This window comes from Acidobacteriota bacterium (genome assembly GCA_012729555.1).
GTDB lineage: Bacteria > Acidobacteriota > UBA6911 > UBA6911 > UBA6911 > UBA6911.
The window spans coordinates 1-16,784 of record JAAYCX010000066.1; the positions used below are offsets into that span (position 1 = coordinate 1).

Annotated in this window: 13 protein-coding genes; 9 read left to right on the forward strand and 4 right to left on the reverse strand. The window is 68.5% G+C overall.

Annotated elements, in window-relative coordinates; all coding sequences use genetic code 11:
• Together GXY47_12640 and GXY47_12645 are read left to right on the forward strand one after the other, a co-directional pair.
• The coding region (locus GXY47_12640) for a methylmalonyl-CoA carboxyltransferase (GenBank protein NLV31989.1) at positions 1-596 on the forward strand (596 nt) is incomplete at its 5' end.
• A 17-nt stretch (positions 597-613) separates the two neighbouring features.
• Complete coding sequence (locus GXY47_12645; GenBank protein ID NLV31990.1) at positions 614-928, forward strand: acetyl-CoA carboxylase biotin carboxyl carrier protein subunit; 315 nt, start codon at positions 614-616, stop codon at positions 926-928.
• On the opposite strand, the gene GXY47_12650 is transcribed toward GXY47_12645, so the two are convergent.
• The gene (locus GXY47_12650) at positions 929-1,918 is read right to left on the reverse strand and encodes an adenosine kinase (protein ID NLV31991.1); all 990 of its coding nucleotides are present in this window, start codon (positions 1,916-1,918) and stop codon (positions 929-931) included.
• 186 nt (positions 1,919-2,104) lie between these two features.
• Here GXY47_12650 and GXY47_12655 point away from each other — a divergent pair, with 186 nt between their 5' ends.
• The 4 genes from GXY47_12655 to GXY47_12670 all read left to right on the forward strand — a co-directional run bounded on the left by GXY47_12655 (position 2,105) and on the right by GXY47_12670 (position 7,426).
• On the forward strand, positions 2,105-3,586 hold the full coding sequence (locus tag GXY47_12655) for a carbon starvation protein A (protein ID NLV31992.1): 1,482 nt from the start codon (positions 2,105-2,107) through the stop codon (positions 3,584-3,586).
• Between the two features lie 72 nt (positions 3,587-3,658).
• Positions 3,659-4,759: a pyruvate kinase gene (gene pyk, locus GXY47_12660; GenBank protein NLV31993.1), complete on the forward strand. Its 1,101-nt coding sequence runs from the start codon at positions 3,659-3,661 to the stop codon at positions 4,757-4,759.
• Entirely contained in the window at positions 4,756-6,537 is a 1,782-nt protein-coding gene (locus tag GXY47_12665; GenBank protein ID NLV31994.1) for an SLC13 family permease, read from the forward strand. The genes pyk and GXY47_12665 overlap by 4 nt, the downstream gene beginning before the upstream one ends.
• A 13-nt stretch (positions 6,538-6,550) precedes the next feature.
• Positions 6,551-7,426, forward strand: coding sequence for a mechanosensitive ion channel (locus tag GXY47_12670; protein NLV31995.1), 876 nt, complete (start codon positions 6,551-6,553; stop codon positions 7,424-7,426).
• 9 nt (positions 7,427-7,435) lie between these two features.
• Here the strand turns inward: GXY47_12670 and mgtE are convergent, their stop codons facing one another.
• Both mgtE and GXY47_12680 read right to left on the reverse strand, forming a co-directional pair.
• Positions 7,436-8,773: a magnesium transporter gene (gene mgtE, locus GXY47_12675; protein ID NLV31996.1), complete on the reverse strand. Its 1,338-nt coding sequence runs from the start codon at positions 8,771-8,773 to the stop codon at positions 7,436-7,438.
• A gap of 167 nt (positions 8,774-8,940) precedes the next feature.
• Positions 8,941-11,364 (reverse strand): ATP-binding protein, encoded by a 2,424-nt coding sequence (locus GXY47_12680; protein ID NLV31997.1) that lies wholly within the window; start codon positions 11,362-11,364, stop codon positions 8,941-8,943.
• A 200-nt stretch (positions 11,365-11,564) separates the two neighbouring features.
• Here GXY47_12680 and GXY47_12685 point away from each other — a divergent pair, with 200 nt between their 5' ends.
• Positions 11,565-13,238: a carboxylesterase/lipase family protein gene (locus GXY47_12685; protein ID NLV31998.1), complete on the forward strand. Its 1,674-nt coding sequence runs from the start codon at positions 11,565-11,567 to the stop codon at positions 13,236-13,238.
• 52 nt (positions 13,239-13,290) lie between these two features.
• Positions 13,291-15,009: a thiamine pyrophosphate-requiring protein gene (locus GXY47_12690; GenBank protein ID NLV31999.1), complete on the forward strand. Its 1,719-nt coding sequence runs from the start codon at positions 13,291-13,293 to the stop codon at positions 15,007-15,009.
• 63 nt (positions 15,010-15,072) lie between these two features.
• Here GXY47_12690 and GXY47_12695 read toward each other — a convergent pair whose 3' ends face one another.
• Positions 15,073-15,816, reverse strand: coding sequence for a M48 family metalloprotease (locus GXY47_12695; protein ID NLV32000.1), 744 nt, complete (start codon positions 15,814-15,816; stop codon positions 15,073-15,075).
• Between the two features lie 298 nt (positions 15,817-16,114).
• Here GXY47_12695 and GXY47_12700 point away from each other — a divergent pair, with 298 nt between their 5' ends.
• Positions 16,115-16,642 (forward strand): MerR family transcriptional regulator, encoded by a 528-nt coding sequence (locus GXY47_12700; GenBank protein NLV32001.1) that lies wholly within the window; start codon positions 16,115-16,117, stop codon positions 16,640-16,642.
• Positions 16,643-16,784 lie beyond the last annotated feature (142 nt).

The following is a 16,784-nucleotide window of genomic DNA, read 5'->3' on the forward strand; positions in this document are numbered from 1 at the left end:
AGACCGTCGGCATCATCGGCAACCAGGCGCTGGTGCTGGCCGGGGTGCTCGACATCGACGCCTCCGACAAGATCGCCCGCTTCATCCGCTTCTGCGACGCCTTCAACATCCCGCTCCTGACCCTGGTCGACATCCCGGGCTACCTCCCGGGGTCCGACCAGGAGCATGGCGGCGTGATCCGCCACGGCGCCAAGGTGCTGTACGCCTACAGCGAGGCCACGGTCCCCAAGATCACCGTGATCCTGCGCAAAGCCTACGGCGGAGGCTACATCGCCATGTGCAGCCACCACCTGCGCGCGGACTTCGTCTTCGCCTGGCCCACGGCCGAAATCGCCGTCATGGGCCCCGAGGGCGCGGCCAACATCATCTTCCGCAGCGAGATCCAGGGGTCCAAGAACCCGGAGGAGACGCGCCGGCAGAAGGTCAAGGAGTACACCGACAAGTTCGCCAACCCCTACGTGGCGGCCTCCAGCGGCTACGTCGACGCGGTGATCGCGCCGGAGGAGACCCGCGGCTACATCGTCCACGCGCTCAGGCTCACGCGCGACAAGCAGGAGACCCGGCCCGAGCGCAAGCACGGGATCCCGCCGTTCTAGGAAGGAGTGTGGGTGTGATGGGACAGGACAAGCTCGGCCAGCTCGCGCTGGAAAACGGGGTCTATGAAACCCGGCTGACCCGGAAATTCGAAAAGCGGCGCCTGTTCGAGAGGCAGGACCCGCGCGTCATCAAGGCCGTCATCCCCGGGGTCGTGGCCGAAATCTCCGCCCGCAAGGGGCAACCCGTCCGCCAGGGGGAGGAGCTCCTGACGCTCGAAGCGATGAAGATGCTCAACCGGATCTGCGCGCCGATCGCCGGGGCGGTCAAGGCCGTCCGGGTCAAGGCGGGCGACAAGGTCTCCAAGGGGCAGGTGCTCGTCGAACTGGAATAGCTACCGGCCGATGACCGACAGGATCCGCCCCCACCCGTCATCGTGAATGTGGGCGCCCTCGACCCGGCACACCTCGTACCCGCACATCGACGCGATCCGCCCGCACTCCCCGACCGGGAGGCCGGAGGTGAGCCCGAAGAGGAACCCCGCAGCCCAGAGGTCCCCCGCGCCGGTGGTGTCGACCACCCCGCACTCCCCGCAGGGAAGGATCACGGTCGTTTCCCCGCCCAGGCTGACGTAGCTCCCCCTCCCCCCCACTTTGAGGGCGGCGCATTCGGCGTCCGCGGCCAGGGCCCCGAGCGCCTCCAGTTCCTCCCGCCCGCCCGTGTAGCTGCGGGCCTCGTCCTCGTTGGCCAGGAGCACGTCGACGTACTCCCGCACCAGGGCGCGAACCAGGGAGGGATTGGCGTCCACCACGGTGAAGCTGGCCAGATCCAGCGAGACCGGAACCCCGGCCTCCCGCGCCGCTTCCAGTGCGGAGCGGATGAGAGCCTCGTTGAACAGGAGGTACCCCTCCACGTGCACAAGGTCGGCCCCGGCGAACAGCCCGGGGGTGAACACCCGCGGGGACATCTCGGAAGACGCGCCCAGGCAGGTCAGCATGGAGCGTTCGGCGTCGGGGGTCACGATCGAGAGCACCCGCCCCGTGGGGGTCGCCACCGTCTCCAGGCGCGGCGTCACGTTATTGGCGAGCAGCGCCGCCTCCAGGATCCGCCCGACCTCGTCGTCCCCCCTCGTCCCCACGAACTCCGCCCGGGCGCCGAGGCGCCCCAGGCCGATGGTGGTGTTGCAGGCGGAGCCGCCGGGCACCATCCTGGGCAGGTTCGGGGACGCCGCCAGGAGCTGGTCCGCCCGGCCCGGGCCGACGAGCTGCATCCCCCCCTTGGTGACGCCGTGATCGGCCAGGAAACGGTCGCTCTCGAAGAGGAGGATGTCCATCAGGGCCGATCCGACACCGATGATTCGGGGGGGGGCGTTCCTGGGCTTCATCGGGAAGTGGGGAAAGTGGGGAAAGTGGGGCATGGCGGATCCTTTCACCTTTCTTTCGGGTGGCGCTCCAATAAATAGAGGAGGCGGGGCGGGTTGTCAACCGCAATGCCGAGGGTTGCATTTGGACGCGGGGTCGGGGAAAATACCGGGTTCACGGCCTGATTCAAAAAACGAGGGCTCTCCGCCATGATAACGCTCGTCACCGGCATCGTCCTGCTCCTCCTGGGCTACGTTCTCTACTCGCGCTTCATCGAACGGCTGGCCGGGGCCGACAGCGCGCGCCCCACCCCGGCCGCCACGATGGCCGACGGGGTCGACTACCTTCCGCTCCCATGGTGGCGGGTGTTCCTCATCCAGTTTCTGAATATCGCCGGCCTCGGCCCGATTTTCGGCGCCGTCTCCGGGGCCCTGTGGGGCCCCGTCGCCTTCCTCTGGATCATCCTCGGCTCCATTTTCGCGGGCGCCGTGCACGACTATTTCGCCGGGATGCTCTCGATCAAGCACCGGGGGTTGAGTATCACCGAAATCGTCGGCATCTATCTCGGGCCGGTGGCCAGGCAGTGCATGCGGGGTTTCACCGTCGTCCTGATGGTGATCGTGGGCGCCGTCTTCATCACGGGCCCCGCCCAGATCCTGGCCGGCATGACGCCGGGATTGGGCACCATGACCTTCTGGGTGTGGATCGTTTTCCTCTACTACATCCTGGCGACCATGCTCCCGATCGACAAGATCATCGGCCGCCTCTACCCCCTGTTCGGCTTCGCCCTCTTCTTCATGGCCTTCGCCCTCATCATCGCCCTCTTCGTCAAGGGGATGCCGATCCCGGAGCTGAGCCTCGGAAACTTCAGGAATTTTCACAACAACCCCGGGAGTTTCCCCCTGTTCCCGATGATGTTCATCACCATCGCCTGCGGCGCCGTTTCCGGCTTCCACGCCACCCAGTCGCCCCTGATGGCGCGCTGCATCACCAGCGAACGCTACGGGCGGAGGGTGTTCTACGGCGCCATGATCACCGAGGCGGTGGTCGCCATGATCTGGGCCGCCATCGGCATGAGTTTCTTCGGCGGGGTCCGGGAACTGAACCAGGCGATGGTGGCCAACCAGGGGAACGCGGCCGTGGTGGTCAACCAGGTCTCCCACACCCTCCTGGGAAACTTCGGCGCGCTCCTCGCGCTGCTCGGGGTGGTCGCCGCCCCGATCACCTCAGGGGACACGGCGTTCCGCGGGGCCCGGCTGATCGTGGCCGACTTCCTCCGTTTCAAACAGGGGAGCATCCGCAACCGGCTCCTCGTCAGCCTCCCGCTCTTCGCCGCCGGGTACGCCCTCACCCAGATCGACTTCGCGGTCATATGGCGCTACTTCGCCTGGGCGAACCAGACGCTGGCCACGGTGGTGCTCTGGACCATCACGGTCTATCTCGCGGGGGCGAAGAAGGCCTGGGTCGTCACCCTGGTCCCGGCGCTGTTCATGACGGCGGTGATCACCTCCTATATCCTGATGGCGCCCGAGGGGCTCCGCCTCCCCCACGGCTTTTCGGTCGCGGCCGGGGCCGGTGCGGCCGCGGCGGCCCTGGCCGTCTTCGAATGGTTCCGCCGGAGGGACACCTTCCTTCCCGACCTCCCGCCCGAGGAGACCGCGGCAGCCGTGCTGCCGTCCGCGGCCGAATAGCCCGACGCTCTTTTCCGTTTCTGTTGTTCCGATTCTGTGGTTTATTCTGAGGCGGAGGGATCTGGAGGGAACATGACCACGGTTCGGCGCACCCTGATTATCGCCACCATCGGCCCCCGGAGCCGCACGATGGCCGTGCAGAGGCGCATGCTCGAGGCCGGGATGGATGTGGCGCGCCTGAACTTCTCGCATGGAACCGCCGCCGAGCACCGCCGGCTGATCCGCAGCCTCCGCCGGGCCTTCGGGGAGGCGGGCAAACCGGAAAGGATTATCGCCGATCTCCCCGGCCCCAAAATCAGGATCGGGGACCTGGAGAAAAACCCCACCCTCCTCAAAAAGGGGAGCCGGGTGCGCCTGACCGTGCGCGACATCCCCGGGACGGCCCGGATCCTTCCGGTCCACTATCCGCGCCTCACCGACAGCCTCGGCAAGGGGAGCCGGGTGTTCCTCGCGGACGGCTTCATGCAGCTCGTGGTCCTCGACGTTCCGCGCGAGGGGGAAGCGGTGTGCGAGGTCGTGGCGGGGGGGGAACTCTTTTCCCGGAAGGGGTTCAGCATCCCGGGAGCGCCGATGTGGGTCGATGCGGTCACCGAAGCCGACCTGGAATGGGCCCGGTTCGGACTGTCGCAGGGGCTCGACTCCTTCGGGGTCTCCTTTGCGGCGCACCCCGCGGAAATCGCCCGCCTGCGCGCATTCGGCGCCGGCCTGGGAAAAAAGCTCCGGGTGATCGCGAAGATCGAACGGCAGGAAGCCCTCTCGGCCTTCCCCGCCCTGCTCGAGGCTTCCGACGGGATCATGGTGGCCCGGGGGGACCTCGGGCTGCAGCTGCCGCTCGAGGAGATCCCCTTCATCCAGAAGGACCTGCTCCGCCGGTGCCGCCGGGCCGGACGGACGGGCATCACCGCCACCCAGATGATGGAGTCGATGATGCACAGCCCCCGGCCGGCCCGCAGCGACGTCGCCGATGTCGCCAACGCGGTGCTCGACGGCACCAGCGCCGTCATGCTGTCGGAGGAGACGGCCATGGGGGACTACCCGGTGGAGACCATCGCGTGGATGGAGCGCATCGCGGCGGCCGCCGAAAGACACCTCGAGTCCGGGAGCGCGCCCCCGCCGCCATGGCTGGGCCGGACCCGGAACCGCGTCACCGATGCCGGGGAACGGAACCTATGACGCCGGAAATGATGATCGCCACGGCCGCCGTTGTACTGGCCGTCTACCTGTTCGCCACCGAGAAGCTCCCAGTCGACCTGTCCGCCATCCTCCTCATGAGCCTCCTCCTCCTCTCGGGCGTCATCACCCCCGAGGAGGGGATCGCGGGCTTCAGCAACCCCGCGACGGTGACCGTGGGGGCGATGTTCGTTCTCAGCGCCGGATTGCTGCGCACCGGGGCGGTGAACTCGCTCGGCGACCGGCTGGCCGTCCTGAGCAAGAAGAGTTTCTGGCTCAGCCTGGCCATCATCATGATCCCCATCGGGCTGATTTCGGCCTTCGTCAACAACACCCCGGCCGTGGCCGTATTCATCCCGATCGTGATGACCATGGCCCGGGAAGGGGGTACCAGCCCCTCCAAGCTCCTGATGCCCCTGTCCTTCGCCTCCATGTTCGGCGGCACCTGCACCCTGATCGGCACCTCGACCAACATCCTGGTCGGCTCCCTGGCCGCCGCTCACGGGCAGCGCCCCCTGGGCATGCTGGAGTTCGCCCCCCTCGGCCTGGTCTTCTTCGCCGCCGGGAGCCTCTACATGTTCACTTTCGGAATCCGGCTGATCCCCAACCGCCGGGGGGGGGAGGACCTCACGGCCGACTTCGCGATGAAGGACTACCTGACCGAGATCGTGCTCCATACCGACGCCAAGAGCGTGGGGAAGCCCCTCCGCGAGGCCCCGATCGTGAAGGACCTGGACATCACCATCGTCGGGATGCGGCGCAACGGCGTCTCCCTCGGGCTGCCGCACGCCGACACCGTCATCCTTGGGGGGGACGAACTGCTGGTCCGCTGCAACATCGGCAAGATCAAGAAGCTGGAGGAGCGGGAGGGGGTATCGATCAAGTCGCAGATGCAGCTGCGCGAGCGGGACCTCCGGAGCGAGGACCTCATGCTGGCCGAGGCGGTGGTGGCCCCGAACTCCATCCTGGTCGGCCGTTCGCTCAAGAAGATCCAGTTCCGGATCTCCTTCGGCGCCATCGTCCTGGCCCTGCGCCGCGGCGGGGGGAAGGTGCTGCGCGAGAACATGAACTCGGTCCCGCTGCGGGCGGGGGACGCCCTCCTGGTGGAGGTGGACCACGAGGGGTACGAAAGGCTGCGGCGCAACCGGGCCTTCGTGATGGTGTCCGAGGCCCCTGTCCCGCGCTACCGCAGGAGCAAGATCGCGACCGCCCTCCTCATCATCGCCGGCGTGATCGCGAGCGCCTCCGTGGGGCTCCTCCCCATCGTCGTGGCCGCCGTCATCGGCGCCGCCCTGATGGTCCTGACGCGGTGTCTGAGCCTCGAGGAAGCCTACGACTCCATCGACTGGAAGATCATCTTCCTGCTGGCCGGGGTGCTGACGCTGGGGATGGCTCTGGAAAAATCGGGGATGGCCGCCCTCATCGGGAACCTCCTGGTCGACACGGTGGGGAGGCTGGGCCCCGTGGCGATGCTGTCCGCCCTGTACCTGCTGACTTCGCTCCTGACCGAAATGATGTCGAACAACGCCACGGCCGCGCTCCTGGTGCCGGTGGCCATTGCCGGGGCGGGCGCGCTCGGGGTCGACGCGCGCCCCTTCCTCTTCGCCATCGCCTTCGCCGCCTCGGCCAGCTTCATGACCCCCGTGGGCTACCAGACCAACACCATGATCTACGCCGCCGGGCAGTACAAGTTCACCGACTTCATGCGGGTGGGAGCCCCGCTCAACGTCCTGTTCTGGATCCTGGCCACGCTGCTCATTCCCAGGTTCTGGCCCTTCTGACGGAGACCTTCTCATGGAAAGCCTTCAGCGCGTCATCGCCTCGGCCCGGGACATCCTGGATTTCCCCCTGTTCAAGACCGGCTCCACCCAGCTGACACTCTGGTCGATCCTCTACCTGATCCTTCTCTTCCTGCTCCTCCTCTTCCTCGCGAAAAAGATCCGCTTCTGGCTCGCCAACCGGATCCTGGTCCGCAGCAACCTCGATCCCGGGGTGCGCAAATCGGTCGGGGCGATCGCCCGCTACCTCGTCATCGTGATCGGCTTTTTCGTCATCCTGCAGACGGCGGGGATCGACCTCACGGCGCTCAGCATCCTGGCCGGCGCCGTGGGGATCGGCGTCGGCTTCGGGCTGCAGAACATCGCCAACAACTTCATCAGCGGCCTGATCATCCTGTTCGAGCGGCCGATCAAGGCGGGGGACCGGATCGAGGTGGGCGAGGTGGAGGGGGAGGTGATCTCGATCGGCGCGCGCGCCACGACCGTTGTGACCAACGACAACATCTCGGTGATCGTGCCCAACTCCAGCTTCATCTCCCAGGACGTCGTCAACTGGAGCTATACCGACCGGAAGGTACGGTTCAAGATAGGGGTGAGCGTCGCGTACGGCAGCGACCCGCGCCTGGTGGAACGGCTGCTGCTCGAGGTGGCCCGGGAGAACCGCGACGTCCTCGAGGAGCCGGAGCCGGGGGTCCGTTTCCTCGAGTTCGGCGACAACGGGCTCCAGTTCGAACTGCGCGCGTGGAGCTCCTCGCTCCTGCACAGGAAAGGGAAACTGACGAGCGACCTGAATTTCGGCATCCACGAAAAGTTCGCGGCGCACGGCCTCGAGTTCCCCTTCCCCCAGAGGGACATCCATGTCCGCACGCTGCCGCCCGACTGGCGCGGGTGAGGCGGGCGCCTACAGCAGCGTCCCCCCCAGGATGACGGCGGCGGCGGTGAAGTAGATCACCAGCCCCGTCACATCCACCAGCGTCGCCACCAGGGGGGCCGAGGCGCTGGCGGGATCGAACCCCATCCGCCGCATCACGAAGGGGAGGAGGGAGCCGATCACGGTCCCGAACATCACCACCCCCACCAGGCTGACGGCCACCACCAGCGCCACCAGCAGGTAATGCTCGCCATAGGTCTGAAAGAGGTTCTGCCAGATCACGATCAGGACGAACCCGACCACGGCCAGGATCATGCCCAGCGTCAGCCCCGACGCGATCTCCCGCCGCACCACCCGGAACCAGTCGCGCAGCCGGATCTCGCCGAGCGCCATGGCGCGCACGACCAGGGTGGAGGCCTGCGAGCCGGAGTTGCCGCCGCTCGAGATGATCAGGGGGATGAAGAGCGCCAGCACGACGGCCCGGGCGATCTCCTCCTCGAAACGCCCCATGGCCGAGGCCGTGAAGGTCTCCCCGACGAAGAGGGCGGCCAGCCACCCGGCCCGCTTCTTGATCATGCTGAAGAAACCGGTATCGAGGTAGGGGGCGTCCAGGGCCTCCATGCCGCCGTATTTCTGGATGTCCTCCGTCGCCTCTTCCTGCACGACATCGACGATGTCGTCGAGGGTGACGATCCCCTTCATGCGCCCTTCGCCGTCCACCACCGGGATGGCCGCCAGGTTGTATTCGGCGAAAAGCCGGCTGACCGACTCCTGGTCGTCGGTCTCCCCCACGGTCACCAGGTCGGTGTTCATGATGTCCCGCACCGGGGTCCCCGGCAGCGCCGCGAACAGGTCGCGAAAGGAGAGGACCCCCATCAGGCGCCGGTCCGGGGCGGTCACGTAGACGTACTGCACCGTCTCGGCGTGCTCGCGCGTCTGGCGCCGCAGGTAGCTGATCGCCTCGTCGGCCGTCATGTCCGCGCGCACGCGGGCGTACCGGGGGTTCATCAGTCCGCCCGCTTCGTCTTCAGCGTAGGCCAGCAGGGCGCGGATCTCCTTGCGGGTGAAATCGTCCAGCAGTTCCAGCAGCCCTTCCCGATCCTCCGGCGGGGCTTCCTGGATGAGGTCGACCGCGTCGTCCGGGGCGAGGAGCCGCATCCACACCCGGCGGCGGTGGGGGGGAAATTCCAGCAGCATCCGGGCCTGCTCGCGCGCCGAGAGGCTGATGAAGAAGTCCTCCCGTTCGGTGCGCGGCAGCTGGTCGAACGCCGGATGCCGCTCCTCGGCCGAAAGCAGGGGCCACGCGTCGCGCAGATCGGCGGCGGTGGCGATGGCTGTAAGGTCGTCTCTAGGATCGGTCGACGTCATCCCGCTTCTCCCCTGCCGCATTCGGCCGCTTCTGCTGACGTTACAAAACGGGAATCCCCGGGGGAGGCCAGGTCGGGTCGACCACGCCCCGGAACCCCGGAAAACCGCCTACAAAGGTAACCATTCGGGCCGCAACATGCAAATAATGTTGGCGCCGTTTTCCCCTTTCAGGGCCGCTCCCGCCCGCCGGCGGGTACAAACCGCCCGTCGGCCCCCCTCCAGCCGGGGAACCAGACCAGGGCCACCAGCCGGACCCGGATGTCGGCCTTGCGCGGCCTGAGCGGAGCGGGCAGCACCTCCTGCCGCATCGGGTCCGCCGAATCCTCCAGCGCCTCCAGCTCCGCGGCAAAGGCCTCCTCGAGAGAGTCCTTCCGCCGCCGCAGCGCCTCCAGGTTCTCCTCGGCCGCGGCGATATCGGCCTTCTCCTTCGCCGTGCGCATCCCCGAGCGCATGGTGGTCGAGGCCCGCCCGATCGTGCCGGAGGACCATTTCTTGCGCCCCAGGAAGGCTCCCAGCAGCGTGGCCCCCAGGTTGAGGGCCGTCTGCACCCCCGCCTGGCGCACGTCCCCCTTCTCCTTTTCCACCTTCTGCTCCGCCTTGCGCACCCGCTCCTCGAGCGCCGCGATTTTGGGGCCGTATCGGCCCCTCAGGGAGTCCGCCTTCTCATCCCGCCGTTCCCGCGCCAGCTGCCCGAGCCGGATCCGGAAGTCCCCCTCGCTTTCCCCCGGATCGGACGTCAGCTTGAATTCCGCGCTGCGGTACAGCTCCAGGCTCGAGTTCCGGTAGAGGTGATCGGCGTAGTCCCTGGCCCAGGCCTTGTAGTTCGCCGGCTTGAGGGCTTCGGGCGAGGGGGGGCCGAACCCGGCCCCTTTCGAAGGCTCTTTCTCGAGGTCGCTCTCGGCGAGCGTCAGCGGCTCCGCCGCGGCCCAGTCGACCGTGATGAGGTCGCCCGTCGCGGAGGCGGCGCAGACCGCCTGCACGGCCGGTCCCGCGCCGTAGTGCACCTCGCCGAAGGCGCATACCTTTGGGAGATAGAACGCCTCCCCCCCTTCCGGGGCCGCGCCCGGGGTGGGATGGAAGGGGAGGAAGAACTCCGGAACTTCGGGGGGGACGGCGGGGCGCGCGGCCGCCGGCTCTTCGGCGGAAGGCGCGGACGTCTGCGCCGCCGCCGCGCCCGGTACCGCCGGGTGAGGAGCAGCCGTCGGCGCGAGGAGCTTGATCTGTCCGAGCGTGAGCGGCCCCCTCAGGTAGGACAGGCACCAGCGGGTCTCGAAAACCGCGGGCGCCTCCTCGTGGATGTTCTTCATCAGGAAGACACGCTTGCCGAGCGCGGCTATGGCCTGCCGCAGCTCCGACTTCTCCGCGGCCGACCCCGCGCCCAGCCCCTCGACGAGCCTATCGATGTCCTGCGGCGTCTGCAGCCGGCCGATGAACCAGGTCCCGGCGTTCGACAACGCCTTGTAATCGAGATCCACCGGGTTCTGGGTCGCCAGCAGCACCCCCACCCCGAAGGCGCGCGCCTGCTTGAAGAGGATCAGGAGCGGCTTCTTGGAGGGGGGGTTGGCCACGGGGGGGAGATATCCCGCCACCTCGTCCATGTAGACCAGCGCCCGCAGGCTGGTGGTCCCCGGCTGCGACCTCATCCAGGCCACCACCTGGTTGAGCAGCAGCGTCACGAAGAACATCCGTTCCTTCTCCCCCAGGTGGGCGATGCTGAAGATGGAGACCTTCGGCTTCCCTTCCGGCGTGTGGAGAAACCGCCCCACGTCCATCGGCTCCCCCTCGAGCCACACCCCGAACCCGGGGGAGGCCAGCAGGCTGTTGAGCCGCAGCGCCAGTTCGAAGCGCTCCCTGGCGGGGAAGAACGATTCGATGTCGAACGCCCCCAGGCGCTCGAAGGGGGGGGTCTGGATGGAGCGCAAGAGCGTTTCGATCGAAACGTCCCGCCCCTCGGACCAGTGGTGCCCGAGGATGTTGGAGACCAGGATGTTCTCCCTGCTGCTGACCGGGTCCCCGGTCACGCCGACCAGCCCGAGCAGCCCCGTGGCGGCCGAGACCATCATGTCGGCGAGCGCCTCCCGGTCCTCGAGCACCTCCGGCCCGGGGCGGCTGAAGCCGGCCAGCAGCGCCACCGGCGTCCCCGCCCGGCTCCCGGGGGTGTAGACCGCAAAGTGCGCCGAAGCCCGAAGCTTGCGGATCCGCTCCCCGTCCTGCCCCCACGCGGCCAGACCCTTTTTCCAGAGCCCGGCCTGGGACTCCGCGTACGCTTCCGGCGCCTGGTTCGCGCGTGCCGCGTCGTCGGCGTGGACCCAGGGGAGAAAGTCCTCCGCGCCGAGGCCGGGGAAGGTGAGCAGGAGGTTGGCCATGTCCCCTTTCGGATCGATCACGATGGAGGGGATGCTGTCGATGGCCGCCTCCTCGAGCAGCGCCACGCCGAGGCCCGTCTTCCCGCTGCCCGTCATGCCGACGCAGACCCCGTGGGTCACCAGGTCGCGCGCGTCGTACAGCAGCAGCTCCTCTTCCGAGGCCCCGGCTTCGAGGCTGTATTTTTTGCCCAGGTAGAACTGGCCGAGTTTTTCGAAGTCTTCCATGATCCTGGCTCCCGGTCGTTGTCGGATGGAACTTGTCAGAGCGGATGCAAAACAGGTACAGGTTAACGCCGTGGGGGCGAAAGCCGCAAGTCGCAACATGCGTGAAATGCATCCCCCTCCTGTACTATGATGGACGCCGTCCCCCGACATGGGAGGGAGGGGAGCGGCCAGCGGATCGAACCGAAAGGGGAGGGAGTGCCATGAACGACAGGGAAAACAGGACCGGGGGGGTGACACTCTCGCGGCGGGAGGTGATCGGCGCCATAACGGCGGCAGCGGCGCTCGCGCCCTCGGCGATCGCGCCCTCGGCGATCGCGCCCGCATTCATCCGGGATCTCTTTGCGGCCGGCGCCCCGGTCGTGGAGACCACGGCCGGGAAGGTGCGCGGCTCCTTCGCCGAAGGGGCCTACACCTTCCTGTGCGTCCCCTACGGCGCGGACACCTCCGGCGCCGGGCGCTTCATGCCCCCCCGCCCGGCCAGGCCCTGGGCCGGGGTGCGCGAGAACCCCGAAAAGCGCCCCATCGCGCCCCAGACCGATCCCGCGCCCGCCCCGCGCCCGAAGATCCCCGCCCTCGTCGGGATGATGTCGATCGGAAGCGAGGAGGGGAGCGTCGAAACCGAGGACTGCCTGAACCTCACCATCTACACCCCCGGGCTCGATAACGCCCGCCGCCCCGTCATGTTCTGGTGCCACGGAGGCGGCTACGCCCAGGGATCGGGCTCGGCGAGGATGTACCACGGCGCCGCGCTCGCCCGCGCCGGCGATGTCGTCGTCGTCAGCGTCACGCACCGGCTGAACGTCCTCGGTTTCGCGCACCTGGCCGGGTCGGGGCCCGATTTCGCCTCCTCCGGAAACGCGGGCATGCTCGACATCGTCCTGGCGCTCGAGTGGGTAAAAAAGAATATCCGCCGCTTCGGGGGGGACCCCGGCAAGGTCCTGGTCTTCGGCCAGTCGGGAGGGGGGGGCAAGGTGGCCGCGCTCCTGTCGATGCCTTCGGCCGAAGGGCTGTTTCAGCGCGCGGCCATGCAGAGCGGCTCCACGCGCCGCTTCCAGGACCCCGACGAGGCGGCCGAGGCCCCGCGCGGTCTTTTCGCCGAGCTGGGGCTGCGGCCGGACCAGGGACGGGAGCTGCAGAAGGTGCCGCTCGAGCGGCTGATGGCGGCCCATTTCGCGGCATCCAAGCGCCCCGGCAGCGGGGGGCGCTACGCCCCCGTGCGCGACGGCTCCGTCATCCCCCGCCACCCCTTCCACCCGACGGCCAACCCGCTGGCCGGCCCGGTCCCGCTCGTCATCGGAACGGTGCGGACGGAGGGGACGGCGTTCCAGCTGGCCGACGAGGCCGCCTATAAACTGGACGAGGCCGGGCTCGAGGCACGGATGAAGTCGACCCTGGGAGACCAGAACGGCGCGGCCGCCGTCGCCCTCTACCGCAAACTGATGCCCGGCGCCTCCCCCTCGGACCTCTATTTCGAAATGACGAGCGACCGCGGGCGGCGCGCGGCGATCGAGATCGCCGAACTGAAAACGGCCCAGGGGCTCACCCCCGCCTACCTGTACGAACTGACCTGGAGCACCCCGGTCTACGACGGTCTGCTGCGCACCCCGCATTCGCTCGACCTGCCGCTCGTCTTCAATCTCGCCGATCACCCCGTCTGGGCCCCCTACACGGGGGGGGTGCCCGAATCCCTGGCCGTGGCCCGGGCGATGATGGGCGCCTGGGTCGCCTTCGCCCGCACCGGCGCCCCCGGCACCCGCGCGCTCCCCTGGCCCGCCTTTACGCTCGAAAACTTCGAGACCATGCTCTTCGACGTTGTCAGCGGGGCGAAGAAGGATCCGTTCAGGGAAACGCGCAAATTCTGGGAAGGGGTCTGACCCCTTCCCCCGACCCCCCTCCGGCGCGCGCGCCGGAGGGGTCCGGGACACCATGGCCGAAAAGACCGGGAAGCCCCTTCCCTCCTTCGCCTCCGCCGTGCGCTGCGCCGAGGGGCACGAGCTGATCCTGCATGCCATCGCCGCGGGCGGCGTCCGGAAGATCTTTTTCTGCGGCGGCACCGATAACTTCCATTTCATGGAATCGGTGGCCAAATTCAAGGCCCTGGGGCTCGAGACCCCGGACCTGGTCACCGTCCCGCACGAATCGGCCGCGCTCTACATGGCCATGGGGTATTTCCAAGTGACGCGCCGCCCGCAGGCGGTGCTGCTGCACGTCGACAGCGGCACCATCAACGCCGGCGCCGCCTGGCCCGAAGCCTGGCACGCCGGTGCCGGCATCGTCGTCATGGCGGGGCGCACCCCCTGGACCACGGCGAACGAACTCCCCGGCGCGCGATCGGTCCCGGTCCACTGGCAGCAGGAGGTGTACGACCAGGCCGGCATCGTGCGCCAGTACACCAAGTGGGACTACGAACTGAAGACGCCCGAGAACGCGTCGCTCCTCGTCCGGAGCGCCTTCCGGATCGCCGCGACCGAACCGTGCGGCCCCGTCTACGTCACCCTGCCGCGCGAGGTGATGGCGGCGAGGATGGAGCGCGGGATTCAATACCGGCCCGAAGACTTCCCCCCCGCGACCGCTCCCGCCGCCGACCCGGCGGCCCTCGAGGAGGCGGCCCGGCTCCTGTGCGCGGCGCACAACCCCGTCGTTCTCGTCAAGGGAATGGGGCGCCACCCCGAAGCCGTCGCCGCGCTGGTCGCCCTGGCGGAGCGTTTCGCCCTGCCCGTCTGCTCCACCGACGTCTACATGAACTTTCCGGCCGTTCACTGGGCCCGCTCGACGGCCGACCTGCCCGGGCGCGACTGCGTCCTCGTCATCGACCACGACGTCCCCTGGGTCGGGGCGCCCCCCCGCGGCACGGCCCGCATCATTTCGATGGACCTCGACCCTGTGCGGCTCAAGCAGCCGCTCTGGGGCTTTCCCGTGCACGTTCCGATCACGTGCGACTCGGCCGGGGCCCTGCCGCTGCTGGCCGGGATGATGGAGCGGCATCTCACCCCCGCGCGCGAACGCCTCCTCCGGGAACGGAAAAAGGCGCTCGAGCGGGCGCACCGCGCAGCCATGGCCCGGCGCGCGCGCGACATCCGCCGGGCGGGCCGGGCGTTCCCCCTCTCCCCCCTCTGGGTCCGGGAGTGCGTCAACCGGGTGTCGGACGAGAACACGGTGCTCCTGTGGGACATCGCCGCTATCGGCCAGGGGGACCGCACCCCCCCGGGGCACCTCTTCGCGCAGTACGCGGCCAACCTCGGAAGTTCCTGGCCCCGCGCCGTGGGGGTCAAGATGGCGGCGCCGGGGAAGACCGTCATCGCGAGCGGGGGCGACGGCTGCACCCTGTTCGCCAACCCCGAGGCGGTGCTCTGGACCTCGCGCCAATACGACGCCCCCGTGCTGTATATCGTCAACAACAACGGGAAATACCAGGCCGTGGCCGAAAACCTCGAGGCCTATGGGGGGGACCACGGCTACGCCGGGCGCGCGGGCTACAACGGCGCTTCTCTCTCCCCCTCCCCCGATTTCGCCGCCGTCGCCCGCGCCCTGGGCGCCTTCGGGGAGACCGTGACCCGGCCGGAGCAACTGGAGGGGGCGCTCGCTCGCGCGCTCGCCGCGCTGAAGGAGGGACGATCGGCCGTCCTCGACACGATCATCGTCTGATCCGGGCTCCAGCGTGACCAGGCGCGGGGGGGGAGAACCCGGGCGGCCGGCGGAAAACGGGGTTCAGACCTCGAGCGCGCGGATCCGTTCGTCCAGGGCCGGGTGGGTGGAGAAATATTCCGCGAGCCCCGAGTTGTCCGGAGCCACCCCGGCGAGGCGCCCGAGGGCGCTCCGGGCGGCGCCGGGGTCGAACCCGGCCCCCCGCACCAGCCGCACCGCCTCCCGGTCGGCCTCGAGTTCCAGCGAGCGGGAATACCCCTTCGCGAGCGCCTCGCGCAGGAGGAGGCCGACCCCGGAGAGACGCCGGGCGACCGCGTTGATGAGGGCCCCCGCCGTCAACTGGTCCCGCGCATGCCCGCGGATGACATGCCCGATCTCGTGCGCCAGGAAAAAAGCGATCTCGTCCCGCCGTCTCTCACACAGGTCGAGCAGCGGCGCCGTAATGAACACGAAGCCTCCAGGAAGCGCGTAGGCGTTGGCGACCGGCCCCCGAACCGCCCCGAAGCTGAAGCGGCGGCGCCCGTCCCCGACCGCGTCGGCGAGTTTCGCCCCGATCGATTCCACCAGTTCCCGGTCGCCTTCCGAAGCCCCGCCCGGGAACTGCGCCGCGAACTCCCGCGCGCATTCCCGCCCATATTCCCTCTCCGCCGCGAGCGCCTCCTCTTCCGTGCCCGAAGCCCACGCCATCATCCACCGGGCCTGGCGCACGGGCTTGCGGGCCTTCTCACCAAGCGCCTGCCCCATCCTGGGGAGGGTGCGAGCGCCGAACAGGATCAGGAGAATGAGGATCAGAATGAAAAGCGGCACGGCCATACCTCATAACCCGCATTATCCATGAAGCTCCTGCTGCGTCGGTGCCATCGGGCAGGTCTACTGCGTTACGCTTGGTCGGATTCCTCGACGTACCGTCCAGTACGCCCGCGGAACCCTCCCGGCTCGCGCCTTGTATCCACACCCCCCTGCGCCGCCTCGCGACGTACCCTCATGAATCATGCGGGCTAAAAATGCGGCGGGAACTTGACCCGTCTATCCCTTCATACTTTAGCATTCCCTTCGTCCGCGGAGTCGGGAATAATGCGGCCGCAGGGAACGACCGGAGAGAGACATGATCACCATATCGACGCTGGCCCGGGGATCGGGGCTGTCGCGCGCGACGCTGCTCTACTATGACCGCCTGGGCCTGCTCAGGCCCTCGGAGCGGAGCCGGAGCGGCTACCGCCTCTATTCACCGGCCCAGGTGCGCCGGCTGGAGCGGATCTGCCTCTACCGTAAAATGGGCATCCCGCTCGGGGAGATGAAGGAGCTGCTCGACGCCCCCGAAGGGCGCGCGCCCCTCGAAATCCTCCAGCGCCGCCTCGGCACCCTCGACCGCGAAATCGCCGGACTCCGCGGGCAGCAGCGCGCGATCCTGCGCCTGCTCGGACAGAAACCCTTACAGCAAGGAGCGGAGATGATCCACAAGGAGCGTTGGGTAGAAATCATGCAGGCGGCGGGATTCAAGGACGAGGAGATGACGAACTGGCACCGGCAGTTCGAAAAGATGGAGCCGGAGGCCCACCAGGAATTCCTGGAATCCCTCGGCATCCCCGCGGACGAGATCGCCCGGATCCGGGAGTGGAGCCGGAAGGCCTAGCCCGATTCCCGCATGAACGGATTCCCCCCCGTGCCGCGCGTCCGGCCACTCGCCGGAGCCGACACGGCGGGGGTTTCCTGCACTACCGTTTTCTTCCCGTCCGCCCGCGGCGGCGGCCGCCGCCCCCGCGGCGATATCCCCG